Raw genomic sequence first — 25,815 nt, forward strand, 5'->3', positions numbered from 1 at the left:
GCGCGGTTGTTCGGACCGCGGCAAACCTCGATAATACGGCCTTCAACCCAGCCCCCAACATGAGCCACTACCTATTCATCCTCGTCGGCGCGGTACTCGTCAACAACGTCGTGCTGGTGAAGATTCTGGGCCTTTGCCCCTTCATGGGCGTCTCCAAGAAGCTCGAAACGGCTTACGGTATGGGCGCCGCCACGACCTTCGTGCTGACCATGGCGACCGGGGCGAGCTACATCATCGACCACTACCTGTTGATGCCGTTCGGGCTCGAATACCTGCGCACGCTGTCCTTCATCGTCACCATCGCGGCCATCGTCCAGCTGACCGAAATGGTCATCGCCAAGACCTCGCCGGCCCTGCAGCAGACGCTGGGCATCTACCTGCCGCTGATCACCACCAACTGCGCCGTGCTCGGCGTGCCGCTGCTCAACATCGCCAACGGTTACAACTTTGTCGAATCGCTGCTTTTCGGCGCCGGTAGCGCGGTCGGCTTCTCGCTGGTGCTGATCCTCTTCGCCGGCATCCGCGAGCGGGTCGAGGGCGCCGACGTGCCGGTCTATTTCCGCGGCGTCGCCATCGCCATGGTCACCGCCGGCCTGATGGCGCTGGCCTTCATGGGTTTTGCCGGCCTGGACAAGTACCAGTAATGGATATTCTTCTCGCGATTGCCATCATGGCCCTCGGGGCCGTCGTGCTCGGTGCGGCGCTCGGCTTCGCCTCGATCAAGTTCAAGGTCGAGGGCGATCCGCTGGTCGAAAAGATCGAAGGCATCCTGCCCCAGACCCAGTGCGGCCAGTGCGGCTTCCCGGGCTGCAAGCCCTATGCCGAAGCCATCGCCAAGGGTGAGGTCGACATCAACCTGTGTCCGCCGGGCGGTATGGAAGGCGTCCAGAAACTGGCCGACCTGCTCGGCCGCGAGGTCAAGCCGCTGGAGGCCGAAGAAAAGCCGAAACAGGTTGCGATCATCGACGAGAACACCTGCATCGGCTGCACGCTGTGCATCCAGGCCTGCCCGGTCGATGCCATCGTCGGTGCCGCCAAGCAGATGCACACCATCGTCGCGCCGCTCTGTACCGGCTGCGAACTCTGCCTGCCCCCCTGCCCGGTCGAATGCATCCGCATGGAACCGATCGGCGAAAACATCGAGAACTGGAAGTGGAAATTCCCGGTGATCGAGATCAAGCCTGAAATTCGCAAGGCCGCACCGATCAAAGAAGCTGCCTGATGTTGATGAACCTCTTCAAATTCAAGGGCGGCGTCAAGCCGCCGACCAACAAGACCCAGTCGGTCGGCCTGCCGATCGCTCGGGCGCCGCTCCCCTCGCGTCTCGTCGTACCGCTGCACCAAAGCATCGGCGGCACGCCGCGCCCGGTCGTTCAAGCCGGCGATCATGTCCTCAAGGGCCAGTTGATCGGCGAGGCCGACGGCTGGATCTCGGCCGCCGTCCACGCCCCGACCTCCGGCACCGTGCTCGCCGTCGAGATGCAGGCCCAGCCGCACCCCTCCGGCCTCGACGCGCTGTGCGTGGTCATCGAACCGGATGGCAAGGAGGAATGGATCCCCCGGGCAACCGTCGACTACAAGTCCCTGACCCCCGAGGAAGTCCGCGGGCGCCTGCAACATGCCGGCGTCGTCGGCCTCGGCGGCGCGGTTTTCCCGACCCACGGCAAGCTGACCGCCTCGAAGACGGTGCCGATGGACGAACTGGTCATCAACGGCGCCGAGTGCGAACCCTTCATCACTTGCGACGACCTGCTGATGCGCGAACGCGCCGAGGAAGTCGTGCGTGGTATCGGCATCTTCCGCGACCTGCTGCAGCCGAAGAAGGTGCTGATCGGCATCGAGGACAACAAGCCGGAAGCCGCCGCCGCCATGCGCGCCGCCGTCACCGCGCTGGGTGAAGACTTCACGGTCGTCCAGGTGCCGACGCTCTACCCGGCCGGCGGCGCCAAGCAGTTGATCCGTGTGCTAACCGGCAAGGAAGTGCCGGCTGCCAAGCGCTCGACCGATCTCGGCGTCCAGTGTTTCAACGTAGCCACAGCCTATACCGCCTGGCGCGCCATTGCCCATGGCGAGCCGGTCGTCTCGCGGCTGGTCACGATCAGCGGCAATGTCCAGGAACCACGCAACTATGAAGTGCTGATCGGCACGCCGATGGGCGAGCTGCTCAAGCTAGCCCAGCCCCACCCGGACACCGATGGCATCGTGATGGGTGGCCCGATGATGGGCTTCCTCGTGCCCAATGCCGACGTCCCGGTGGTCAAGGCGACCAACTGCCTGATCGCCCACAGCGAGCGCCTCTTCCCGCCCAAGGCGGCGGAAATGCCGTGCATCCGCTGCGGCTCCTGCGCCGAGGCCTGTCCGCACGAACTGCAGCCTTTCGAGCTGTACTGGTTCTCGCGCGCCAAGAATTTCGGCAAGACGCAGGAATACGCCATCTTCGATTGCATCGAATGCGGCTGTTGTTCCTTCGTCTGCCCGTCGCGCATCCCGCTGGTCCAGTATTTCCGCTTCGCGAAGAGCGAAATCTGGGCGCGCGAACGCGACAAGAATGCGGCCGATGCCGCCAAAGCCCGTTTCGAATTCAAGCAACTGCGCGACGAACGCGAAAAAGCCGAGAAGGCTGAGAAGCTGGCCAAGGCGGCGGCCGCTCAGGCCGCCAAGAAGGCCGCCGAGGCTGCGGCAGCGGCAGCCGCCCCAGCCTCGGGCATTGCCGAAAGCGCCGCCCCCGCCCCCGCCCCCGTCGACGCCGACGCCGACGCCGACAAGGATGCCAAGCGCGCCACCATCGAGGCCGCCATGGCCCGTGCCAAGGCCCAGCGCGAAGCCGTCCAGCCCAAAAACACCGAAGCCGTGACCATCGAGCAGCAGCGCGCGATGGACGAAATCGAGTCGCGCCGTGTCGTGCTGGCACCCGCCGCCCAGGAACCTGCCGGCCCGACCGGCAAAAAGGCCGAATAATGTTTGCCCCCGCCCCCTACCTGTTGAAGGACATCAGCGTCAGCCAGGTCATGACGCAAGTCTGCATCGCGCTGATTCCCGGCATCGCCGCCTATGCCTGGCTGATCGGTCCGGCCATTCTGGCCCAGCTGGTGATTGCCACGCTCGCCGCCCTGCTCGCCGAAGCCGCGATGCTGCGCGTCCAGCGCAAGCCGCTGGCGATGTTCCTGGCCGACGGCTCGGCCATCGTCACCGCCTGGCTGATCGCTCTCACCTTCCCGCCGCTCGCTCCGTGGTGGCTGGTCGTCACCGGTACCGTCTTCGCCATCGTCGTCGCCAAGCATCTCTACGGCGGCCTCGGCCAGAACCCCTTCAACCCGGCGATGGTCGCCTTCGCGATCTGCATCGTCGCCTTCCCGGCGCTGATGTCGCAATGGCCGGTGGTCGGGCTGCAACAAGGCCTGATCGAGCAGATCAACATCATTTTCGGTTTTTCGCCGCGCCTCGATGCCCTGTCCAGCGCCACCCCGCTCGACGCCCTGAAAACCTCGCTGAAGCTCGGTGAAGGCACGGTCGATGTCGCCCGCCTCCTGGCCAACCAGGACATCTTCGGCAATTTCGCCGGGCGCGGCTGGGAATGGGTCGCCGCCGGTTACCTGCTAGGTGGTCTGTGGCTGCTCCAGCGCAGGCTGATTACCTGGCATGTGCCGGTCGCCTTCATCGGCGCCCTGGCCCTGATTTCCGGCGCCCTCTGGCTGTACAACCCGGCCCAGTTCGCCAGCCCGCTGTTCCACCTGTTCTCCGGCGGCGCGATGATCGGTGCCTTCTTCATCGCCACCGATCCGGTTTCCGGGTGCACGACGCCGCGCGGCAAGCTGATCTTCGGCGCCGGTGCCGGCCTGCTCGCCTACATCATCCGCGTCTTCGGCGGCTACCCGGACGGCGTCGCCTTCGCGGTGCTGCTGATGAATCTCAGCGCGCCACTGATCGACCTGCTCACCCAGCCGCCGATCTTCGGCATGAAGGACAAGGCATGAGCACCGCGCCCAAGGAATTCACGGCGCCCGGTATGGCCGTGCGTACGGCGGCGATCCTCTTTGTCTTCGTGATCGCCTTCACCGGCCTGCTCTCGGGAGCCTATCTGTCGACCAAGCCGGCCATCGAGGCCTCGGCCATTGAAGAAAAAATGAAACTGGTCGATGACGTCCTGCCGCGCAGCGAATACGACAATGCGCTGCTCCAGGATATCGTCACCCTGCCCGCCACCCCGGAACTCGGCCTGAGCGAGCCGAGCACGCTCTATCGTGCCCGCCGCAACGGCAAGCCGGTGGCCATGGTCTTCGAAGCCGTCGCCCCGGATGGCTACTCCGGCAAGATCCGGCTGATCGTCGCCGTGCGTAGCGACGGCCAGGTGGCCGGCGTCCGCGTCACGCAGCACAAGGAAACGCCGGGCCTCGGCGATTACATCGAGCCCAAGAAGGACAAGAACAAGGCGCATCCGTGGATCACGCAGTTTGTCGACATGTCGCTGGCCAGCGTCCCCGACAAGGACTGGAAGGTCAAGAAAGACGGCGGCCGCATCGACTACCATGCCGGTGCAACCGTCACCCCGCGTGCCGTGTCGAAAGCCGTACTGAAGGCCATCAAGTGGGCCGACGCCAACCGCGACCAGATGTTTGCCGAATCAGCCATCCCAGCGGGAGCCGCCAAATGATCACCCGTGACGAATTGAAGACCATCGCCGGCAACGGCATCTGGAAGCAGAACACCTCGATCGCCCAGATTCTCGGCCTCTGCCCGCTGCTGGCGGTGACCACCAATGCGGTCAATGGCATCATGCTGTCGCTGGCGACCATCCTGGTCATGGCGATCTCCAATCTCGCCGTCGCCTCGCTGCGCAACTTCATCCCGCACGAAATCCGCATCCCGGTCTTCATCCTGATCGTCGCCGCGCTGGTCACCGTCGTCGACCTGCTGTTCAACGCCAACCTGCACGAGCTCTACCTGGTGCTCGGCATCTTCATTCCGCTGATCGTCACCAACTGCATCGTGCTCGCCCGCGTCGAAGCTTTCGCCAACAAAAATCCGCCGCTGCAATCGACGCTCGACGGCGTCTTCATGGGCGTCGGCATGCTGTGGACCCTGGCCCTGCTCGGCGCCATGCGGGAGTTTCTCGGCAGCGGCACTATTCTAGGCGGCATCGACATGGTCTTCCCCGGCCTGCAACCGATCCAGTTGCTGCCGGAGAGCTATCCCGGCTTCCTGCTTGCCCTGCTGCCGCCCGGCGCCTTCATCCTGCTCGGCTGCATGATCGCCTGGAAGAACTGGCTGGATGCCCGCGCCGCCGAACGCAACAAGCAGAAGCCGCCGGCCCCGGTGGCCACGGCCGGCTGCCACTAAGCCAGCGGCCCGCTTTGCGGGCAGCCCAAAGCCCCGCCCGTATGCGCATCGAACAACTCCGCCAGGCCCTGCGCGATCACGGCGCCAAGACCTGTCACGAGGACCGCGTGCTGCGCGCCTGGCTGGGTGCCCGACCGCTCGACAGCGGCACCCGGCGCCAACACCCCGCGGACTTCCTGCCGCTTGAACTGCGCAATGCCCTGCCCGCCCTGGCCACCGAACTGCGGGACCTGGCCCGAATCCGCTCGACGCATCCCGGCGAGGACGGCTCGGAGCGCCTGCTGATCGAACTGGCTGACGGCCAAACAGTGGAAAGCGTGCTGCTGCCGCGCGACGGCCTCTGCGTCTCGACCCAGGTCGGCTGTGCCGTCGGTTGCCTGTTCTGCATGACCGGCCGCGACGGCCTACTGCGCCAGTTGGGCAGCGCCGAGATCGTCGCCCAGGTGGTGCTCGCCCGCGCCCGGCGCCCGGTCAAGCGGGTGGTTTTCATGGGCATGGGCGAGCCGGCCCACAACCTCGACAACGTGCTTGAAGCCATCGACCTGCTCGGCACCGCCGGCGGCATCGGCCACAAGAATCTGGTTTTCTCGACGGTCGGTGATCGCCGGGTCTTCGAGCGCCTGCCGCTGCAGACCGTCAAGCCGGCCCTGGCGCTGTCGCTGCATACGACTCAGGCCGAACTGCGGGCCCGCCTGCTGCCCAAGGCGCCACGTATCGACCCCGAAGAACTGGTCGAGTTGGCCGAGCACTATGCCCGCGCCACCGGCTACCCGATCCAGTACCAATGGACCTTGCTCGAAGGGGTCAACGACAGCGCAGCGGAAATGGATGGCATCGTCCGCCTGCTCACCGGCAAATACGCCATGATGAACCTGATCCCCTACAACACCACCGAGGGAGAAGGCTTCAAGCGCCCGACGCGGGAGCGCTGCGAAGAACTGGCCCGCGGCCTGTGCCAGCGGCGCATCCTGACCAAGCTGCGGCAATCGGCCGGCCAGGACATCGACGGCGGTTGCGGCCAGTTGCGGGCCCGCGCGGCGGCGGCACAGCCACTGCGTTTCACCCAGGGCAACCCGCCGTCAGCCGGCGGCCCCCGCCGCGGCCGTGCTGGCCAGTAGTTTGCCAAGTTCCTCGGCCGGAAGTGGGCGACCGAACAGATAACCCTGGAACTGATCGCAACCACGCTCGGACAGGTAATCGCGCTGCGCCTCGGTTTCCACCCCTTCGGCGATCACCGACAGTTCGAGCTCATGCGCCATCGCGATGATGGCCGAAGCGAGCTTGACCGGTTCGCCGTGCTCGCCGATCTCGCAGACGAAGGAACGGTCGATCTTCAGTGATTGCACCGGGAACTGTTTCAGGTAGCTGAGCGACGAATAACCGGTCCCGAAATCGTCGATCGAGACATGGATGTGCATGCTGCGCAGCGTGTTCAGGACATTGGTCGCCCGGCTGGCATTGCGCATCAACAGCGACTCAGTCAGTTCGAGTTCGAGCAACTGCGGCGGCAGACCATACTCGTCGAGAGCCATGGCGACCATCCGCGGCAAATCCTGCTGGGCGAACTGCTGGGCCGAGATATTGACCGCCACCGGCACGACCAGCAAGCCGGCATCGAGCCAGGCACGTTGCTGGGCACAGACATTGCGGATCGCCCATTCGCCGAATTTGTTGATCAGGCCGTTTTCCTCGGCCAGCGGGATGAAGCGGGTCGGCGAAATCATGCCCTGCTCGCGGTGATTCCAGCGCATCAGGGCCTCGGCCCCGAGCAGCGCGCCGGTCCGCGCGTTGACCTTGGGCTGGTAATACATCATCAGCTCGTTGCGCTCCAGGGCGCCGTAGAGATCGTTCTCGAGCAGCAGTTCGGCGAGCGAGGCCGTACTGACCTCGGAAGAGAAGAAGCGGAAGGTATTGCGCCCTTCCTCCTTGGCGCGATACATCGCGGCGTCGGCCTTGCGCAACAGTTCGGAAACCGTCTGGCCATCGTCCGGGTAGAGCACGATGCCGGCACTGCCGCTGACTGTCAGTTCGTGACCGGCCAGCAGGTAAGGCTGACAAAGTGCGGCAAGCAGCTTGCGCGTGATGTGCATGGCATCCTGACGATGGTCCAATTCCGGCAGGACCACGACGAATTCGTCGCCGCCCTGGCGGGACATGGTATCGGTATCGCGCAGCACCGACAGGCCGCGTTGCGCCGCCTGGACCAGCAACTGGTCGCCGACCTCGTGGCCGAGCGTGTCGTTGATATTCTTGAAACGGTCGAGATCGATGAAGACCAGTCCCAGCGGCTTGCTGCTGCGTTTCGACTTGAGCATGGCCTGGCTGACGCGGTCTTCGAGCAGCAGGCGGTTGGGCAGACCGGTCAGCACATCGTGGTGAGCGAGATGATGGATGCGCGCCTCGTTCTGTTTGCGCTCGGAGATGTCGGTAAAGACCCCGATGTAGTGAGATACCCCACCCTGCTCGTCGCGCACCGAGGAAATCGACAGCCACTCCGGAAATATCCCGCCATCCTTCTTGCGATTCCAGATTTCACCCTGCCAGTGCCCAGTGGTGTTCAGCTCCCCCCACATGTGCCGGTAAAAATCCGGCCCCTGCTGACCGGAGTTGAGGATCGCCGGTGTCTGCCCGACGACATCGCTCGCCGTGTAACCGGAAATCGCCGTGAAAGCGGGATTGATCGCCACGATGCGCGAAGCGGCATCGGTGATCGTCATCCCCTCCGAGGCGTTGGTGAACACCGTGGCGTACAAACGCAACTCCCCTTCCGCCCGGCGCTGCGCCTCATAGCGCTCGGCCAGGTTTTCGTGGGCGAGACTTAATTCGCGCCGGTCGCGCTCGAAGCGGACCAAGGCATAGATGGCATAGCCGGCCAACATCAGCGATACCAGGTAAAGCATCTGCCGGTAGTAGCCGGCAATCCGCAGCGCCTCCTCGTGCCCCTCGACATAGACCCGGGTCGCCTCCTCGAGCAGGGCCGCAGAGGAGGAGCGCATGATGCGCTCAACCAGGACATCGACCTCCGGCCGCCGGTCGATGATCACCTCGGCGTGGACCAGCAACTGATTGAGCGACAGCGGCCCGTCAATCTGGCGGTTCTCGCGGCGCAGGCTGGCCAGTTCCTGGCGCAGATGCTCAGGGGCATCGAGCTGCACGCCGCGTGCCAGGCCGAGGATGTGGCGGACGAAGTGCTCGAATCCGGCGTTGTCGCCCTTGGTGGGCAGGGCAAGGAGGACTTTTTCCGCGGCCAGCGGAAAGTAGAACTCGGAATTGCGCAAAATGGCATTGCTGCGCTTGAAGCGGTCGACATCCAGCGCCTTCTCTTGCTGGCTGACCATCAGCTTGTCGACCAACAGTTTCAGCTGGGCCCGGGCGACGACCGGCAGCGACTGCGGCATCAGCAGCAGGCTGGGTTGTTCGTTGCGGATCTCCTGGACATGGCGGACGAGCGGATCGTAGTTGAGCAAGAGGTCGGCGTAGCTGGCGAGGACCGCCGCGTTGAGTTCGACATCGGCCTGCTGCACCCGGCGCAGCGACTGCATGTAGGCGTAGTGCGCTTCCGGAGACACCTCGTCGGCCTGGAGGAAAAGCCAGGTGACCAGGGCGAGCAGCGCAGCGAAGCCGAAAATCAGGCGCAGCCGGTAACAGCGCTCCTTGCAGTAGGCCAGCCAGCTCATTGCACGGCCGCCGCCGGCGACTCACCGCTCAAGGTATTGAGAAAGGCGACGATCGCCTCGACGTCGCGGGGCGCGAGCTCCCGCCCCAGCTGATAGCGAGCCATGACGACAACCGCCTTGTCCAGCGAGTCGGCCGACCCATCGTGAAAATAAGGGGCGGTCAGCGCCACGCTGCGCAGGCTCGGCACCTTGAAAACATGGCGATCCTCCTCGCGCTGGGTGACGTTGAAACGCCCCAGGTCGTTCTGGGTCGTTGGGCGACCGGCGAAGTAGTCGCCAAGCACCCCGAACTTCTGATACATGTTGCCGCCGACTGCCGCCCCCTGGTGGCAACTGATGCAACCGAGCTCGCGGAAGCGTTGGTAGCCCTCGATCTCGAGTGGCGTCAGGATTTGCTTTTCGCCCCGCAGATAGCGGTCGAAACGTGAGTTCAGCGTCACCAGCGAGCGCTCGAAAGTGGCAATCGCATTCAGCACATTGCCGATGGTCAGGCCTTCGGGATAAGCCTGCTTGAACCCCTGCTTGAGCGCCTTGTCCTGTTCGAGCCGGGACATCACCTGGGGCCAGGTGGCCCCCATTTCGATCGGATTCTGGATCGGCCCGGCGGCCTGTTCTTCCAGCGTCGCGGCCCGGCCATCCCAGAACTGCGCAAGGCTGAACGCGCTGTTGAGCACGCTCGGCGCATTGATACCACCCACCGCGCCGCCGATGCCGACCGAGAATTGCCGGCCGTCGACACCGCCCTTGGCAAGGTCGTGACAGGAAGCACAAGTCAGCGAGAAATCTGCCGACAAGCGCGCATCGTGGAACAGCCGCTTGCCGAGTTCAACGCGCAGAGGATCGAGATCGCCCACTGCTGCCAGGGGTAGGATCGGCTGCAGGACATCGCCCTGCATCGAAAAAACCGGCAAGGCCGGCGGTTCCGCAGGCGGGGTGGTCCGCCCCGACCAGAGCAGCCAGCCGATGCCGGCCAAAACCAGCAAAACAACAAAAACAACAGGGAGGCGAATATCAGCAAATTTCATCGTCGAATTATGCCTTGATCTGCCTCACGAAAATCGTGAACACCGCTGAAAATCCTCTGCCGGCGCGGGTTTCACCCTCATTGCACTAGCCGGCAACCGCCCCGGCCATCACCACCCGATTCTTTCCCTGTTGCTTGGCCCGGTAGCTCGCCTCATCGGCGCGCCGGATCAGGCAGCTCTCGTCGTCGCCGCCGAGATATTCGGCAACCCCGATGCTGACGGTACAGCGGATCACACGCCCGTCGGCCGCCACCACCTCCTCGGCAGCAAAGGCCTGACGCAGCCGCTCAGCCAGCGCGAAAGCCGACTCGCTCCCGGCCTCGGGCAGCATGACGACGAACTCTTCGCCACCGTAGCGATAGGCGCTGTCCGGACGCCGCAGACACTGGGTGATGACCCGGGCCAGACGCTGCAAAACACGGTCCCCCTCAAGATGGCCAAAATTGTCGTTGATGCTCTTGAAATTGTCGCAATCGAGCACGAGCAGCGAGAACGGTCGCCGATAGCGGGAAGCGCGTTCCATTTCCGCCGTCAGGCGTTCATGCAGATAGCGCGAGTTGAACAGGCCGGTCAGCGAATCGGTCAGACTCAGCCGGCGATAACGCTCCTCGCTCTCGCGCAAGGCCTCCTCGGCGCGGCGCCGTTCGCTGACGTCTTGCAGGGTTTCGATGGCCCCGACCACCTCACCGGAGGCATTGCGCAAGGGGGCGGCGGTAAAGAAAAGCCAGCGCCCGCCGTCGCCGAAGTGCGGGAAGTAATCCTCCGCCTCGTAACCGCCACTGACCAGTTGCGAAGGCCGAAACCGGCCATGGTAGAGCCGGTCGACCGCACTCTCGTTGGCACCGTCGAGGACCAGGTCGGCCATCAGCGGGCGCGCCGAGGGATAAAAAGCCTGCCACTGCAGAGTGGTCCCGACCACCTGGCTGGCCTTGACACCGGTCATCACCTCGCAGGCATGGTTCCAGTGGGTCAGGCGGTGCGCGCTGTCGATGACCAGCATGGCCACCGAACTGCCATCGACGATCTGCGCTAGTTGTGCCTCGCTTTCCCGCAGGGCGAGTTCGGCCCGCCGCCGTTCGCTGACATCCTGCAAGGTTTCGATGGCGCCAATGATCTCGCCAGCGGCATTGCGTACCGCCGCCGCCGTAAAAAAGAGCCAGCGCCCGCCGTCGCCAAGCGCTGGGAAGAAATCCTCGGCCTCGAAGGCACCCTCGACCGAATCCGAGCGCTTGAATTTGCCGCGATAGAACTGGTCGACCACGCCGTCCAGGGCGCGATCGACGATCAGGTCGGCCAGGATCGGCCGCGGTTCGCTGTAAAAAGCCCGCCACTGATCCCGACTACCGACCATCTTTTCGGCAGGAACCCCAGTCAGCAAAGCACAGGCCCGATTCCAGTGGGAAATCCGATGCTGGGCATCGATCACGATCGTTGCCACCGGGTTGCCCTCCACCAGTTGCGAAAGGGCGATACCATCACCGTCCTGCGTCAAAGGCATGGAAGCCCCCTCCTTCTCTGTCGAGTAGAATCTTGTTTCAAGCAATATGGCGTATTCTGCAACGCCTGACAATCCACCCCGCCGATACCCCGTGAAAAAAGCCGATATCGCGCTTTTCTACTCCCGCCTGCGCGCCGCCAACCCGGCGCCGACCACGGAGCTGAATTACGCCACGCCCTTCCAGTTGCTGATCGCCGTGATCCTCTCGGCCCAGGCCACCGATGTCGGCGTCAACAAGGCGACCGAGCGGCTGTACCCGGTAGCGCCGACACCGGACCGGATGCTGGCGTTGGGCGAGGAAGGCCTCAGCGACTACATCAAGACCATCGGCCTCTACCGGACCAAGGCGAAGAACGTCATCGCCACCTGCCGCATCCTGCTTGAGCAGCACGACGGCATCGTCCCCGAGGATCGGGCGGCACTCGAAGCCTTGCCCGGCGTCGGCCGCAAGACTGCCAACGTCGTGCTCAACACCGCCTTCGGCCAGCCGACCATCGCCGTCGACACCCACATCTTCCGGCTCGGCAACCGCACCGGGCTGGCCCCGGGCAAGACCGTACTCGAAGTCGAACAGAAGCTGATGCGCGCCACCCCTGCCGAGTTCAAGAAGGACGCCCACCACTGGCTGATCCTGCATGGCCGCTATGTCTGCAAGGCGCGCAAGCCGGAATGCGGGGTTTGCGTCGTCGCCGATCTGTGCACCTACCAAGGCAAGACGCTATGAAAGCCGCCAGTGGCCTCGCCTACGGCCCACGCCCGACCCCCGAACTGGCTGCGGAAGCGGTCGGCTCGGCACTGACCAAGGCCGGCCTGGAACGCGCCGAACACGTCATCCTGCTGCTCAGCCACGAGTTCATGCGCCACCCCAACCCAGCCGTACTCGCTGCCGCCCGCACCGCCGGCTGCCTGCAGGTCAGCGGCGCCACCGCCAACGGCCTGTTTACCGAGGAAGGCTGGCAACTCGATCAACCCACCGCCGCCGCGCTGGTCATCGCCGACAATGCCACCGCCATGACGGTACTCGATGCGCCGCTGATCTCCTTCAGCGGCCATGGCACGCTGCCCTACGACTGGCAGGACGGCCCCGCCCGGGCCGGTCTGCTCGAAGCCGACGCCGCCGCCTGGACCCATGGCCGGGTGGCGGGCAACGCCTGCGCCGAATTCCGGCTGCCCGGCTTGCGCAGCCGCCACGTCTTGTCCCCCGGCCTGCGCCGGCTGGGCGATGCCCTGCCGGTCGAACTCAGCGAGAACTACGAACTGCGCCGGATCGGCGGCCACAGCGCCGTCGACAGCCTGCGCCGCGCCCTGCCCCCGGAATTGCGCGAATTCCCGCCGCTGCATCACATCGTCCTGCTGCGCTCGCCGGACGAGCCGGCGATTGCCATCCTGTCGGCCAATGCCGACGGTTCGCTGACCCTCGCCGCCGAGCTCGAAGCCGGCGAAATGCTCAGCTGGGCCATCCGTCAGCCGCTGGCGGCGGAACAGGAGATGCGCCAGCTTCTGCAAGCAGCGGCGGACACCGGCGGCCAGCCCGACTTCGGGCTGATGTTCTCCTGCATCGGGCGCGGCCCGCTGTTCTATGGCAACGACGACCGCGACCGCCAGTCATTTCGCGAACAGTTTCCGCAGACGCCGCTGCTCGGCGCCTACGGCAGCGGGCAGATTGCCCCGGTTGGCGGACTCAACCGCCTGTTCCACAATTCCGTGATCACCCTACTTTTCGAGAGTGCCGATGTTTAACCCCAGCCGCGAGCAGGTCCGCCAATTCTTTTGCGATGCCTGGCGCAAGCACCAGGAGCGTCTGCCACTGGCCGGCGCCGAAATCGCCGCCGCCGACCTCGCTGCCCGCCACCCGGAATACCACGCCCTGCTCGCCGACCCCGAAGGCGCGCTGGAAAAGGAATGGACGCCGGAAGGCGGCCAGATGAACCCTTTCCTCCATCTTTCGCTGCACCTGGCGATCCACGAGCAGATCAGTATCGACCAGCCGCCCGGCATCCGCGCCGCCTTCGAAACCCTGCGCGCCCGGATGGACCCGCACGATGCCGAACACGTGCTGCTCGAATGCCTCGGCGAAACGATCTGGCGCGGCCAGCGCGAGGGCAAGCCGATGGATGCCCTGGCCTATGTCGATGCGGTGCGGCGCAAGGCCAGCCTGATCTGACCTGCCGGCCGCCGTGACCGATCACGGCGATGACGATAGCTAGCCGGCGGCAACTTCACCGGGCAGTAGCAGCCGGGGAATCCGGCTGTTGTTGCGGGGCGCTTTACGCCTTGTGGTGCTCGCCGCCGTCCTGGCTCTGGCTGCCCAGGGTCAGTTCGGAGTTTTCGCTAAGCGCGAAGAAGAAGGCATCGACCGCCTGCGGTTCGCCCGAGGCGGCAAAGGTGGTCTGGCCGCAATCGCACTGGCCGACCCAGATCGCGTCGAGACCGCGCAGACCGCGCGTACTGACCGGGTTGATGGTCGTCACGTCGCCGCCACAGGTATTGCAGATCAGCTTCTCCGGCCGCTTGGCCTCGACCTTCGCCACTGCCTGGGCAATGCGCTCGGCCTGCGAGCCCCGTTTCTTTGCCTGTCCCATCGAAATCCCTAGCTTTTCGTCAAAGCGCGCAGGATAGCCGGGGCCGCCGGCAATGTCGATTGCCCGGGCATCTGTGGCAAACTCCGGCATGCCCTGAGCATCCCGCAGACTTCCGGAAACTGCCGATGAAAACCACCCGCCGCTTCGTCCTCGCCAGCCTGCTGCTGGCCGCACCTGGCATCCACGCCGCCACCGTCCAGCAGTTCCAGCCGCAGGGCAAGGTCGCCGACCAGACCCGCGCCACCGTGCGCTTCAGCGCCGACATGGTCAAGCTCGGCGAGCCCGACGCGGCGGCCCCCTTCGCCATCGACTGCGTTGGCATCACCGGCGAAGGGCGCTGGATCGACAGCCGGGCCTGGGCCTGGCAGATGAGCCGGGCGCTGCAGCCGGGCGAGCGCTGCGTTTTCACGATCCGAAGCGGCCTGACGGCCGTCAACGGCGAGGCGCTCACCGGCAAGAACCGCTTCGAGTATTTCGGCGCCGCGCCGCGCCCGTGGCGCCTGCAACCCGGCCCGGGTTCGGCGATCGAGGAAGACCAGGCTTTCGTGATCAACGGCGGCGGCCCGCTCTCGGCCAAGTCGCTGGCCGACAACCTGTGGTGCGAGGCCGACGGCGTCGGCCAGCGCATCCCGGCCCGCCCGGTCAGCCCGGAGATCCGCGCCCAGGTGCTCGAGCACGCCGGCGGCATGGGCCGCGACCCGATCGTCGTCACCTGCGCCGAAGCCCTGCCCGCCGGCAGCCGCATGAAACTGGTCTGGGGCAAGGGCATCCAGGCCGCCAACGGCACGCCGAGCGAGAAGGAGGAAAGCTTCATCTACAAGGTGCGCGAGCCGTTCAAGGCGACGCTGAACTGCGAACGCGAAAAGGCCGGCGCCCCCTGCTCGCCACTCTCGGCCATCACGCTGAACTTCAATGCGCCGTTCGATGCCAAGCTGCTCGGCAAATTCCGTCTGCTGGGCGCCGACGGCCCGCGCCGCCCGCTCGACCCGAACCAGAAAAGCAGCGAGCAGGAAGCAGTCTTCCAGTCCGTCTCCTTCCCCGCCCCGTTTCCGCAAAACGCCGAACTGACGCTCGAAATCCCCTCCGGCTTCAAGGACGAAGTCGGCCGCCCGCTGGCCAACGCCGCCAGCTTTCCGCTGAAGACGCGTACCGGCAGCCTGCCGCCGCTCGCCAAGTTCCCCGGCAATTTCGGCATTGTCGAACTCAAGGAAGGCGGCCTGTTGCCGGTGACCCTGCGCAATGTCGAGCCGGCCCTGAAGACCGCCCGCCTCGCCCTGCCCGGCAGCCACCGTTTCAGCGAGCAGCGGCTGACCGAAGACGCCGACGTGATCGCCGCCATGCAGGCGCTGGAGAAATTCGAGCAGCAGACCGCCGATGTCTGGCTGACCATCGACGGCAAGCGCGAAAAGCATTTCGACCCGTATTACGCCCGCGAACTCTCCTTCCTCGCCCAGCGCCCCGGCGTCACCCGCCAGGAGCTGCCCAAGCCCGGTGGCAGCAGCGAATTCGAGGTCGTCGGCATCCCGCTCGGCAAGCCCGGCTACCACATCGTCGAAATCGAAAGCCGCCTGCTCGGCAACGCCCTGCTCGCCACGCCGAAGCCGATGTACGTGCGCGCCGCGGCGCTCGTCACCAACCTCGCCGTGCATCTGAAGAGCGGCCGCGACAACGCGCTGGTCTGGGTCACGGCGCTCGATTCGGGCCAGCCGGTGGCCGAGGCCGAAGTCCGCGTCTCGGGCTGCGACGGCACCTCGCTGTGGCAGGGCAAGACCGACCGCCAGGGCCGCGCCCTGATCGAGCAGGCGCTGAAAAAGCCGAATTGCCGGGGCAACAATTTCCTGTTCGCCAGCGCCCGCCTGAACGGCGATTACAGCTTCGTGCGTTCCGACTGGAACGAGGGCATCGAGCCCTGGCGCTTCGGCGTCGAAACCTGGGGCGAGACCGGCGACTTCAAGATCCACAGCATCCTCGACCGCAGCCTGTTCCGCCTCGGCCAGACGGTGTCGCTGAAGCACATTGCGCGCAGCCGCAACAGCAAGGGTTTCGCCCTGCCCGACCTCGCCACGCTGCCCGACAAGCTGGTCATCCGCCACCGCGAGAGCGGCACCGAATTCACCCAGCCGGTGAGCTGGGATGCCCGGGCCTCGGCGGTCAATAGCTGGAAAGTGCCGGAATCGGCCAAGCTCGGCACCTATGAAATCGCCCTCAGCGGCGGCAAGCGCGGCGAAATCAGCAGCGGCGAATTCCGCGTCGCCGATTTCCGCCTGCCCGTCTTCACCGGCAGCGTGCAGGGCGTGCCGGCCCGCCAGGTGGCGCCGGCCAAGGTGCCGCTGGCGCTCGGCCTCTCCTTCCTCAACGGCGGCGCGGCCAAGAACGCCGAAGTCCAGGTCTCGGCCACGCTGCGCCCGCGCTGGCCCGAGTACAAGCATTACGACGGCTACAACTTCCAGATCAATTTCGACGAGGAAGCCCGCGCCGCTTTCAAGGTCGACAGCGGCCGCGAGGAGGAGACACTGATCCTCGACAAGCAGGCCGTGAAGCTCGACCAGGCCGGCGCCGGGAAACTCGATGTCGTGCTGCCGGCCAAGCCGAATGGGCCGAGCGAGGTCTATGCCGAAATGAGCTTCGCCGACCCCAACGGCGAGATCCAGACCATCCGCGGCCATGTCGAACTGTGGCCGGCGGCGCTCGCCGTCGGCCTCAAGGTCGCCGACTGGGCGTCATCGACCGGCAAGAATCGCGTCGAGGTCGTGGTCCTCGACACCAACGGCCAGCCGGTTGCCGGCCAGGCGGTCAGCGTCAAGGCCAAGCGCCGGATCGACACCAGCCACCGCCGGCGCATCGTCGGCGGTTTCTACGCCTACGAGAACAGCACCGACTACCAGGAGATCGGCGAAGTCTGCGCCGGCTCGACCGACAGTCGCGGCCTGCTGCTCTGCGAGCCGAAAGCCGCCGACGCCGGCTCGATCTACCTGCTGGCCGAAGCCAAGGACAGCCAGGGCAACGTCGCCCGCGCCGGCAGCAGCTACTGGGTCAGCAGCGGCGGCGACCTGTGGTTTGCCGCCGGCAACCAGGACCGCATCGACGTCATTCCAGAGAAGAAGGCCTACAAGGCCGGCGAAACCGCCCGCTTCCAGGTGCGCACGCCGTTCCGCGAAGCCACGGCGCTGGTTGCGGTCGAGGCTGGCGGCATCATCGAGACCTTCGTCCAGCCGCTGTCGCGCTTCAAGCCGACCGTCGAAATCCCGGTCAAGGCCGAGTGGGGGCCCAACGTCTTCGTCTCGGTACTGGCCGTGCGCGGCCGGGTCGAGCCGTTGAAGTGGTATTCGCTGTTCCAATGGGGCTGGCGCGAGCCGCTGGCCTGGTTCAAGGAATGGTGGAACCCGGCGCAGCCGACGGCCATGGTCGACCTCGCCAAGCCGGCCTACCGCCTCGGCCTCGGCGAAATCGCCGTCGGCACCGAGGGCTTCCGGCTAAAGGTCGAGGTCAGTGCCGACAAGAGCGACTACCGGCCGCGCGAGGAAGCCACCGTCAAGATCAAGGTCACGACGCCGGACGGCAAGCCCGCCCCGGCCGGCAGCGAAGTCGCCTTCGCCGCGGTCGATCAGGCGCTGCTCGAACTGCGCCCCAACGACAGCTGGAACCTGCTCGACGCCCTGTTGCAAAAGCGCGGCTACGAGGTCGAAACCGCGACCGCCCAGTCGATGGTCATCGGCAAGCGCCACTTCGGCAAGAAGGCCCTGCCGCCGGGCGGTGGCGGCGGGCGCGCCCCGGCCCGCGAACTGTTCGACACCCTGCTCCTCTGGCAGCCGCGCGTCGTGCTCGACGGCAACGGCACGGCGACGCTCAAGGTCGCGATGAACGACTCGCTGACCGAATTCAAGCTGGTCGGCGTCGCCACCGCCGGCGCCGGCCTGTTCGGCACCGGCAGCACGGCAGTCAAGACGAAGCAGGATCTGCAGATCATCTCCGGCCTGCCGCCGCTGGTCCGCGAAGGCGACAGCTTCAAGGCCATGCTGACCCTGCGCAACGGCACCGCCCGCCGCATGGTCGTCGCCGTCGGCGGCAAGCACGGCGCGACGCCGCTCGATGGGCAAAAAGTCACGCTCGAACCGGAAGGCGCCGGCGAACTGAGCTGGGCCCTCAAGGCTGCCGAAGGCGTGAGCAGCCAGCCCTGGGAATTCAGCGCCCGCGAAGAAGGCGGCAACGGCCAGGACACGCTGCGCATCACGCAGCAGATCGCCCCCGCCGTGCCGGTCACCGTGCAGCAGGCGAGCTTCGCCCGCATCGCCGGCCAATACGAAGTACCGGTCACCCTGCCGCCCGGCGCCCTGCCCGGCAAGGGCGGCCTGGAAATCAGCCTGTCGCCCAAGCTCGCCGCCGTGCCCCCCGGCCTCACGCGCTTCTTCGAGGCCTACCCCTTCGGCTGCCTGGAACAGAAAACCTCGATCGCCGTCGGCCTGCACGACGAAAAGCGCTGGCAGGCCATCGCCGACACCCTGCCCGGCTATCTCGACGCCAACGGCCTGGCCAGCTACTTCCCGGGCAGCGGCGGCAGCGCGACGCTAACCGCCTACCTCCTCGACCTGGTCACGCTGGCCAGCTTCACGATCCCCGAAGACAGTCGCCAGCGCATGCTGCAAGGCCTGACCGCCTATGTCGAAGGACGGATCAAGACCAATGAATGGGCGCCCGCATTTGCCTCAGGTGATAGCCTGCAGCAACGCCGGCTGAACGCTCTGCAAGCCCTGACCCGCCAAGGCAGCAAGCCGACCCGCGCCGCCGCCGGGCTCGACATCGACCCGCTGCGCCTGCCCACGGCCTCGCTGATCGACTGGTACTTGGTCGCCCAACGCCTGACCGACCTGCCGCAACGCGACAAGAAGCTGGCCGAGGCCAAACAGGAACTGCGCAACCGCCTGAGCTACGCCGGTGCCCGCCTCGTCTTCACCAGCGAACGCGAGGACTACTGGTGGTGGATGATGCTCAACGCCGACGCCAACGCCTTCCGCCTGATCGAAGCCATGCTCGACGCCACCGACTGGCAGGACGACCTGCCGCGCCTGATGCAGGGCGCCATGGAACGCCAGGTGCGCGGCCGCTGGCTGACCACCACCGCCAACGCCTGGGCGCGCGTAACGCTGGACCACTTCGCGCAGAAATTCGAACGCGACGCGGTGGCCGGCACCACCCTCGCCAGTTTCGGCAAGGCCAGGGCCGAACTCGACTGGAAGAAGGCAACCGGCGAAGCCATCGCCCCCCTGAACCTGCCCTGGCCGGCTACCCCGGGCAAGGACGACAAGCTGGCGATCAGCCATGAAGGCAGCGGCAAACCCTGGGTCACCGTGCAACTGCTCGCCGCCATCCCCGATGGTCCGGCTCGTAATGCCGGCTACCGGATCAGCCGCCAGGTGACGCCGATCCAGGAAAAAGTGGCGGGCAAGATCAGCCGTGGCGACCTCTGGCGCGTCACGCTGACCGTGGACGCCGACAACGACATGAGCTGGGTCGCCCTCAGCGACCCGATCCCGGCCGGCGCCCGCATCATGGGCGATGGCGACGGCCGCGACTCGGCCATCGCCAGCCTCGGCGAAAACCGCAGCCAGCGCGGCATGTCGCCGACCTACGTCGAACGCAGCTTCAGCGCCTACCGCGCCTACTACGCCATGCTGCCCAAGGGCCGCTTCACCCTCGACTACACGCTGCGCCTGAACAACGCCGGCAATTTCGCACTACCGCCGACCCGGGTGGAAGCGATGTATGCGCCGGATGTGTTTGGGGAGGTACCGAATGGAAGGGTCAACGTGGGCGAATAAGATGCTTAAGACATACCGTACCGATTTCGCGGCGGACAAACAGTGCGCTCAAGCAGCCGTGATCGAGTATTCTCCAGCATGCTATTGAAACTCTCAATTTCGACACGCAAAGCTGCTCAGGTAGCCCGTTATCCCAATTGTTAGTATTTGCGTTTCAATGAGTTGTGGTTGGCGACGCTAGCGCTATTAGCTATTTTTTACTGTCCTAAATCGAATTCAACAGCCTTCAAACTATTCAGTTCAAAAAGCGCCGAAATGTCCGCCAAACCCCAGCCGCAGCAAAATCATCTTCTGGCAGCCTTGTCGCCTGACGTTCAAGGCCGTTTGTTTCCGTACCTGGAACTGGTGCCACTGCCCTTGCGTGCACTCCTGTACGAATCCCGGCGCCCCATGCGTCACGTTTACTTTCCAACCGACTCCATAGTCTCGCTGCAGTATTTGATGGAGAACGGGGCATCGACCGCAATCTCGGTGGTGGGCAACGAGGGACTGCTAGGCATTACTTTGTTTCTGGGCGGCGAGAGTACGCCGAGCCGGTCGCTGGTACAGAGCGCCGGCTACGCATATCGACTCCCCAGGCTGCGGGTGAAAGAGGAGTTCAATCGCCACGGCCAGTTACTGATGCTGATGCTGCGCTACACGCAGGCCCTGATCACGCAAGTCTCTCAAACCGCAGTTTGCAATCGGCACCATTCGATCGACCAGCAGATCTGCCGCTGGCTCCTGCTTTCCATGGATCGCCTGTCACACAACCACCTGACGATGACACAGGAATTCATCGGCAACATGCTGGGCGTTCGCCGCGAAGGCGTCACCCAGGCCGCGTTGAAACTGCAGCAGCTGGGCGTGATTTCATATTCGCGCGGATTGATCAAGGTGCTTGACCGGCCGAAACTTGAAACTCTGAGTTGCGAGTGCTATAGCGTGGTCAAGAAGGAAACAGATCTGCTGCTTCATTATCTGCCGCAGCGCCACGTGATTACGAATACCGACTCAATACCCACTGCGAAGCTTTAAAAAGAGGGCTTGGGCAACGCTTTCTGGACCGCAGCCCAACACGGCGTTCCAGCCGAACTTCGCGCCTTTGGCGCTCGTCGGCTAAGCTTAGGCATTGGTCACTAGAGCAGGAACGAAACCCATGAATCAAATGATCGTTATCCGGTGCGAGACAGGCGCTGATATTGATGCGATCCGGGATGTGACCGTCTCTGCCTTCAAGACCCTGGAGATCAGCCATCACACCGAGCAGTTCATCATCGCGGCACTACGCGCTGCCAAAGCCCTTGCCTTATCGCTGGTCGCCGAAGTCGGTGGCCGGGTGGTCGGGCATATCGCCTTCTCGCCCGTGGCTATTTCGGACGGCAGCAGAAACTGGTATGGACTGGGACCGCTTTCGGTATTGCCCGAATTCCAGCGGCAGGGCATAGGCAAGGCCTTGATCGAAGATGGGTTGTCGCGGCTGAAAGCCCGGGATGCTCATGGAGTCTGTCTGGTCGGGCATCCGGATTACTACCGTAAATTCGGGTTCAGGAACGCGCCGGGGCTTGTGCTTGAGGGTGTGCCGCAGGAGTTCTTCTTCGCACTGCCTTTTGCCGGACAGATGCCGCAGGGCAGCGTCACCTTCCATGAAGCATTCAAAGCGGACGGCCAACACGAGGGAACTGGCGGCGTTTGACGATGCGCCAGCCCCCTCTCCGAAATTGGGTTCAAACCCCTATTTCATTCTCCACCCGTCTCAGGCCGCAAAACCTCCATCAATAGTCAAGCTGGCACCGGTGATATACCCGGCTTCCGGCCCCGCCAGATAGGCGACGAAGCTGGCAATCTCCTCGGTACGGCCATAGCGCGGCAGGGCCATCAGGCCTTTGAGCGTTTCAGCGAATTCGCCGCTCTCCGGGTTCATGTCGGTATCGACAGGGCCGGGCTGGACGTTGTTGATGGTGATGCCACGCGGCCCGAGGTCGCGGGCCAGGCCGCGGGTCAGGCCGACGATGGCGGCCTTGCTCATGGCGTACACGCCGCCGCCAGCAAACGGCATGCGCTCGGCGTTGGTGCTGCCGATGGTGATAATGCGGCCACCTTCGCCCATATGGTGGGCCGCTTCCTGAATGGCGACGAAAACGCTACGCACATTGACGGACATCGTGCGGTCGAAGTCGGCCATGCTGAAATCTTCCAGCGGCCCGATGGCCAACACGCCGGCGCTATTGACCAGAATGTCGAGCCGGCCAAAGGTTTTGACGGCGGCATTGACGGCGGCGCGTAATGCTTGTTCGTCGGCGCTGTCGGCCTGGATCGCCAGCACCTTGCCGTCTTGGGCGCGCAGGCCGGCGGCTAGCGATTCCGCTTTCTGCGCCGAATTGACGTAGGTGAAGGCGACCGCCGCGCCTTCGGCGGCCAGGCGTTCGACGATGGCGGCACCGATGCCGCGGGAACCGCCGAGGACCAGGGCAACCTTGTTGTGCAGGGATTTGCGATTGCTGTTTGACATGATGTTCTCCTGAGTTTTGTCCGGCGGATGGCCGTGACCGAGAACTCAGTATCGGCGTGTCAATCGATACTGAGTAGCCCATAATCCCTATACTCAGAATGAACTAACGGTTTATGGTGGAACGATGGAAACGCTCAATGGCATCGATTGTTTCGTACGTAGCGCCGAGGCCGGCAGCTTCGCCGAAGCCGCCCGGCGACTGGGCCTGACGCCGGCCGCCGTCGGCAAAAATGTCGCCAAGCTGGAAGCCGAGATGGGCGTTCGGCTATTCCTGCGCAGTACGCGTCGCCTGACCCTGACCGAGGATGGCGAGCGCTTTCTCGCCGAGGTCGGCGACGGGCTGGCCAGCATCAAGGCAGCGGTGGCGAATATGGGCAGTGCCGCCGGGCGGCCGGCCGGCACGCTGAAGGTCAGCATGGGTGTGACTTTTGGCATGGATTACATGGTGCCTTTGCTCGGCGAGTTTCTTGCCCGCTATCCGGGCATCACGCCGGACTGGCAGTTCGACAACCGGCAGGTGGACCTCATCGGTCAGGGCTTCGACGCCGCAATCGGCGGCGGCTTCGAACTGCCGCCGGGGGTGATCGCCCGTGAGCTGGCTCCAGCCCACCGCGTGCTAGTCGCGGCGCCGCACTATCTCGATGGCAAGCCGCTGGTCGACAAGCCGGAGGACCTGGCGAGCTACGACGGCATCCTGATCCGCTCGCCGCAGACCGGGCGCATCCGTTCCTGGCCGCTGCGCAACCGAGCCAACGAGCAGAAGCCGGTCAGCCTGAAGACGCGGATGACGCTCAGCGACCCCGGTGCCGCCTGCCTGGCGGCCAGCCTGGGCCTGGGTATCGCCTTGGTCAGCCTGCCCCATGCCGCCACCTACCTGCGCGACGGCCGCCTGCTGCGGCTATTGCCCGACTGGTACGTGGACGGCGGCAGCCTCTGTATCTACTTCCCGGCGCAGAAAATACTGCCGGCCAAGACCCGTGTTTTCATCGATTTCGTGGTCGAACATTTCCGCCGCGAGAAGCTGATGCAAAGCCTGTCGGCGTTGTAATGACCAGCGCGTGACCAGCATTTCCAGTACATCCGCGACAATGCAAGAACCAACCCTGCGGCCACCGGTCCCATCAGAGGCGCTGCACCTCGACCATCACACGCAGGAGGGGATCATGTCTGACCATGTCTATAAGAAGCTGGAGATCGTCGGTTCGTCGAAGACCGGTATCGATGACGCGATCCGCAATGCGATCGAGACGGCGGGCAAGTCGCTGCGCCATATCGAATGGTTCGAAGTCGTCGACACGCGCGGCCACGTGGTCGACGGCAAAGTGGCGCATTTCCAGGTGACGCTGAAGGTCGGCTTCCGGATCGAATCCGAGTAGCGCTCAACCGTCGGCCTTGCCGTTCAGCAGGTGGCTGAGCCGCATAGCGCCAAGCAGGTCAAGATATCCCGCCAACGCTTGGGCCACCGGCCCGGTCCTTGCCCCCACGCCCTCCCGCCATGAACAAAATCATCCTCATCACCGGCGGCTCCCGTGGCATCGGGGCGGCCATTGCCCAGCTTGCCGCTGCCCAGGGCTACGCGGTTTGCATCAGTTACCTGACGAACCGCGCCGCGGCCGAGGCGGTGGTGGCCTCGATTACCCGGAACGGCGGGGTCGCCATTGCGCTGCAGGCCGATGTCGCAGTCGAGGCGGATGTGGTGCGCCTGTTCGAGCAGGTCGATGCGTCGCTCGGACGGGTGACGGCGCTGGTCAACAACGCCGGCATGCTGGAAAGACAGGCCCGGGTCGATGAAATGGATGCGGCGCGGATCAGCCGGGTGTTGGCCACCAACGTTTTCGGCAGCTTCATCTGCGCGCGCGAGGCCGTGCGCCGGATGTCGCCCCGGCATGGCGGCAGCGGCGGTGCCATCGTCAATCTGTCTTCACGCTCCGCCCGCCTCGGTTCGCCGGGGGAGTATGTCGACTACGCCGCTTCAAAGGCCGCGATCGATACGCTGACCATCGGCCTGGCCAAGGAGGTGGCTGCGGAAGGCATACGCGTCAATGCGGTGGCGCCCGGCATCATCTACACCGACATTCACGCCAGCGGCGGCGAGCCGCAGCGGGTGGAGCGGCTGAAGGAGTCGATTCCGATGAAACGCGGCGGCTCGCCGGATGAAGTGGCGAAGGCCGTGCTCTGGCTGTTGTCCGAAGAGGCGTCCTACACGACCGGGGCGACGATCGATGTCGCCGGCGGCCGCTAAGCGGCTGGCCGGCCAGGGCGTAGGCTGCGTATCAAGCCACTGCCCTGGCTGGTGCCGATTGGTGATTCCCGGCAGGGAAATTGGAGCCTAGCGATCGCGACCCTGACCGCGTTCCGGCCCCCGGTCCTGCCCGCGATCCCGTTCTTTCTCAGGCTCCTGCCTCCGCTTTTGTTCCTGCGGCGCGCCCCGGGGAGGCTGATTGTTTTCCTGCCGGAAGTTTGGCTGCTGCCGTTCAGGCGGGGCTTCCCTCTGCTGCGGTGGCGGCCTCATATCCTGAACTGCCGGGCCACGTTGCCGCGGCTGCTCGACGTTTGGTGCGGAGCGCTGGAAGTCTTCATCACCGCGCTGCCGGCGCTCGACCCGCGGGGCGGGAGCACTCTCCCGGGACGGCGCCTGCTCGGCGGAGCGCCGCTCATCCTGTGGCCGGGAACGCCGCTCGTCCTGCTGCATGGAACGCTGCTCCTCGGAGGCTCCCTGCCTTTCCCGCTGAACCTGTGCCGGGGCGCGTTGCGCTGCCGGCTCCTGCAACTGTTGCCGAACGGCGGCCTCACGCGGCCGGTAACGATAATTCTGGCTTTGCAGCGCCTTCTGTTGCTCGACCGCGGGTAGCGATCACCCGAATATTTGCGCTGGTAAGTTGGCAGTGGGGCGGGCGCGGGCGCGGCCTTGCGGTCCCAGCGATCCCAGCCACTGCGCTGGCGCTCCCAGTCACGCCCCCAATGTTGCCCCCAGCGCGGCGGCCCATCCGGCCGCCATTGGCGGAAGTAGGACGGAGGACTGACGTAGTAGCGCACCGGGACGCGCAGAATGAAGAGCGGTACATATTCCGGGAAAACGGGGCGCCACGGGCCGTTGTACCAGGAACTGGCGTACCAGTTGTCGTCTTCGTATACCCAGTAGAGACCATCGTAGAAGAAGAAATTCATGCCCAGTCGCGGCGCGTAATAGACCGGGTAGCCCGGCACCCGGACGAGATCCGGAAACAGGGAGATGTTGATCCCGACGCTGACCTGGGCAAAGGCCGAGGTTGCCGCGAAGTACAACATCGACAGCGCGATGAGTAGATGACGCATTTAGTGTCCCTCCTTTTTGCTGACTGGTTTCGGCGTGCATTCACCGGCAGGTGTCGCGACGCCAACCCGTCACA

Annotated in this window: 22 protein-coding genes; 16 read left to right on the top strand and 6 right to left on the bottom strand. The window is 65.0% G+C overall.

From position 1 onward, the window contains the following. The first annotated feature begins 59 nt into the window (after window positions 1-59). Genes rsxA through NQE15_RS19490 form a run of 7 tightly spaced genes read left to right on the top strand, consistent with a single transcriptional unit; the run spans window position 60 to window position 6,455 of the window. Window positions 60-644: an electron transport complex subunit RsxA gene (gene rsxA, locus NQE15_RS19460; protein ID WP_265943867.1), complete on the top strand. Its 585-nt coding sequence runs from the start codon at window positions 60-62 to the stop codon at window positions 642-644. Beyond that, window positions 644-1,222 carry an electron transport complex subunit RsxB gene (rsxB, locus tag NQE15_RS19465; protein WP_416336478.1) on the top strand — a complete coding sequence of 193 codons (579 nt, stop codon included), beginning with the start codon at window positions 644-646 and terminating at the stop codon, window positions 1,220-1,222. The genes rsxA and rsxB overlap by 1 nt, the downstream gene beginning before the upstream one ends. Continuing rightward, window positions 1,222-2,958 carry an electron transport complex subunit RsxC gene (gene rsxC / locus NQE15_RS19470; RefSeq protein WP_265943869.1) on the top strand — a complete coding sequence of 579 codons (1,737 nt, stop codon included), beginning with the start codon at window positions 1,222-1,224 and terminating at the stop codon, window positions 2,956-2,958. Before rsxB ends, rsxC begins: the two co-directional genes overlap by 1 nt. Continuing rightward, a complete protein-coding gene (locus tag NQE15_RS19475) occupies window positions 2,958-3,974 on the top strand; it encodes an RnfABCDGE type electron transport complex subunit D (protein WP_265943871.1) in 1,017 nt (338 codons plus the stop codon). Before rsxC ends, NQE15_RS19475 begins: the two co-directional genes overlap by 1 nt. Beyond that, a complete protein-coding gene (gene rsxG / locus NQE15_RS19480; RefSeq protein ID WP_265943873.1) occupies window positions 3,971-4,651 on the top strand; it encodes an electron transport complex subunit RsxG in 681 nt (226 codons plus the stop codon). Before NQE15_RS19475 ends, rsxG begins: the two co-directional genes overlap by 4 nt. After that, the gene (locus NQE15_RS19485) at window positions 4,648-5,337 is read left to right on the top strand and encodes an electron transport complex subunit E (protein WP_265943875.1); all 690 of its coding nucleotides are present in this window, start codon (window positions 4,648-4,650) and stop codon (window positions 5,335-5,337) included. Before rsxG ends, NQE15_RS19485 begins: the two co-directional genes overlap by 4 nt. Window positions 5,338-5,378: 41 nt before the next feature. Next, entirely contained in the window at window positions 5,379-6,455 is a 1,077-nt protein-coding gene (locus NQE15_RS19490) for an RNA methyltransferase (RefSeq protein WP_265943877.1), read from the top strand. On the opposite strand, the gene NQE15_RS19495 is transcribed toward NQE15_RS19490, so the two are convergent. From NQE15_RS19495 to NQE15_RS19505, 3 genes are all read right to left on the bottom strand, one after another. Continuing rightward, window positions 6,417-9,014, bottom strand: a complete 2,598-nt coding sequence (locus tag NQE15_RS19495; protein WP_265943879.1) for an EAL domain-containing protein — start codon at window positions 9,012-9,014, stop codon at window positions 6,417-6,419. The genes NQE15_RS19490 and NQE15_RS19495 overlap by 39 nt on opposite strands. Continuing rightward, entirely contained in the window at window positions 9,011-10,039 is a 1,029-nt protein-coding gene (locus NQE15_RS19500; protein ID WP_265943882.1) for a cytochrome-c peroxidase, read from the bottom strand. Before NQE15_RS19500 ends, NQE15_RS19495 begins: the two co-directional genes overlap by 4 nt. A gap of 85 nt (window positions 10,040-10,124) precedes the next feature. Then, the gene (locus NQE15_RS19505; RefSeq protein ID WP_265943884.1) at window positions 10,125-11,537 is read right to left on the bottom strand and encodes a diguanylate cyclase; all 1,413 of its coding nucleotides are present in this window, start codon (window positions 11,535-11,537) and stop codon (window positions 10,125-10,127) included. A gap of 91 nt (window positions 11,538-11,628) precedes the next feature. Between NQE15_RS19505 and nth the strand changes: the two genes are divergently transcribed. From nth to NQE15_RS19520, 3 genes are read left to right on the top strand one after another with little or no spacing between them, the layout of a single operon-like run. Then, entirely contained in the window at window positions 11,629-12,261 is a 633-nt protein-coding gene (gene nth / locus NQE15_RS19510; protein WP_265943886.1) for an endonuclease III, read from the top strand. Continuing rightward, a complete protein-coding gene (locus NQE15_RS19515) occupies window positions 12,258-13,277 on the top strand; it encodes an FIST C-terminal domain-containing protein (RefSeq protein ID WP_265943889.1) in 1,020 nt (339 codons plus the stop codon). Before nth ends, NQE15_RS19515 begins: the two co-directional genes overlap by 4 nt. Continuing rightward, window positions 13,270-13,701 carry a DUF1841 family protein gene (locus NQE15_RS19520; protein WP_265943891.1) on the top strand — a complete coding sequence of 144 codons (432 nt, stop codon included), beginning with the start codon at window positions 13,270-13,272 and terminating at the stop codon, window positions 13,699-13,701. The genes NQE15_RS19515 and NQE15_RS19520 overlap by 8 nt, the downstream gene beginning before the upstream one ends. Window positions 13,702-13,804: 103 nt before the next feature. Here NQE15_RS19520 and NQE15_RS19525 read toward each other — a convergent pair whose 3' ends face one another. After that, the gene (locus NQE15_RS19525; protein ID WP_265943893.1) at window positions 13,805-14,209 is read right to left on the bottom strand and encodes a hypothetical protein; all 405 of its coding nucleotides are present in this window, start codon (window positions 14,207-14,209) and stop codon (window positions 13,805-13,807) included. A gap of 35 nt (window positions 14,210-14,244) precedes the next feature. On the opposite strand from NQE15_RS19525, the gene NQE15_RS19530 reads away from it, so the two are divergent. The 3 genes from NQE15_RS19530 (at window position 14,245) to NQE15_RS19540 (ending at window position 21,610) form a co-directional block, all read left to right on the top strand. Beyond that, complete coding sequence (locus NQE15_RS19530; protein WP_265943896.1) at window positions 14,245-19,935, top strand: alpha-2-macroglobulin family protein; 5,691 nt, start codon at window positions 14,245-14,247, stop codon at window positions 19,933-19,935. A 255-nt stretch (window positions 19,936-20,190) separates the two neighbouring features. Further along, window positions 20,191-20,952 (top strand): Crp/Fnr family transcriptional regulator, encoded by a 762-nt coding sequence (locus NQE15_RS19535; protein ID WP_265943898.1) that lies wholly within the window; start codon window positions 20,191-20,193, stop codon window positions 20,950-20,952. A gap of 121 nt (window positions 20,953-21,073) precedes the next feature. Next, complete coding sequence (locus tag NQE15_RS19540; protein WP_265943901.1) at window positions 21,074-21,610, top strand: GNAT family N-acetyltransferase; 537 nt, start codon at window positions 21,074-21,076, stop codon at window positions 21,608-21,610. Window positions 21,611-21,670: 60 nt separating this feature from the next. Here the strand turns inward: NQE15_RS19540 and NQE15_RS19545 are convergent, their stop codons facing one another. Next, entirely contained in the window at window positions 21,671-22,426 is a 756-nt protein-coding gene (locus tag NQE15_RS19545; RefSeq protein ID WP_265943903.1) for a 3-oxoacyl-ACP reductase family protein, read from the bottom strand. Between the two features lie 124 nt (window positions 22,427-22,550). On the opposite strand from NQE15_RS19545, the gene NQE15_RS19550 reads away from it, so the two are divergent. The 3 genes from NQE15_RS19550 (at window position 22,551) to NQE15_RS19560 (ending at window position 24,668) form a co-directional block, all read left to right on the top strand. Beyond that, window positions 22,551-23,474, top strand: coding sequence for a LysR family transcriptional regulator (locus tag NQE15_RS19550; protein WP_265943905.1), 924 nt, complete (start codon window positions 22,551-22,553; stop codon window positions 23,472-23,474). A gap of 115 nt (window positions 23,475-23,589) precedes the next feature. Continuing rightward, window positions 23,590-23,802, top strand: a complete 213-nt coding sequence (locus tag NQE15_RS19555; protein ID WP_265943908.1) for a dodecin — start codon at window positions 23,590-23,592, stop codon at window positions 23,800-23,802. A 119-nt stretch (window positions 23,803-23,921) separates the two neighbouring features. After that, the gene (locus NQE15_RS19560; RefSeq protein ID WP_265943910.1) at window positions 23,922-24,668 is read left to right on the top strand and encodes an SDR family oxidoreductase; all 747 of its coding nucleotides are present in this window, start codon (window positions 23,922-23,924) and stop codon (window positions 24,666-24,668) included. A 266-nt stretch (window positions 24,669-24,934) separates the two neighbouring features. Here NQE15_RS19560 and NQE15_RS19565 read toward each other — a convergent pair whose 3' ends face one another. After that, window positions 24,935-25,741: a hypothetical protein gene (locus tag NQE15_RS19565; RefSeq protein WP_265943912.1), complete on the bottom strand. Its 807-nt coding sequence runs from the start codon at window positions 25,739-25,741 to the stop codon at window positions 24,935-24,937. Window positions 25,742-25,815: the final 74 nt, after the last annotated feature.

The sequence above is a fragment of the Dechloromonas sp. A34 genome (genome assembly GCF_026261605.1).
Classification (GTDB): Bacteria; Pseudomonadota; Gammaproteobacteria; order Burkholderiales; family Rhodocyclaceae; genus Azonexus.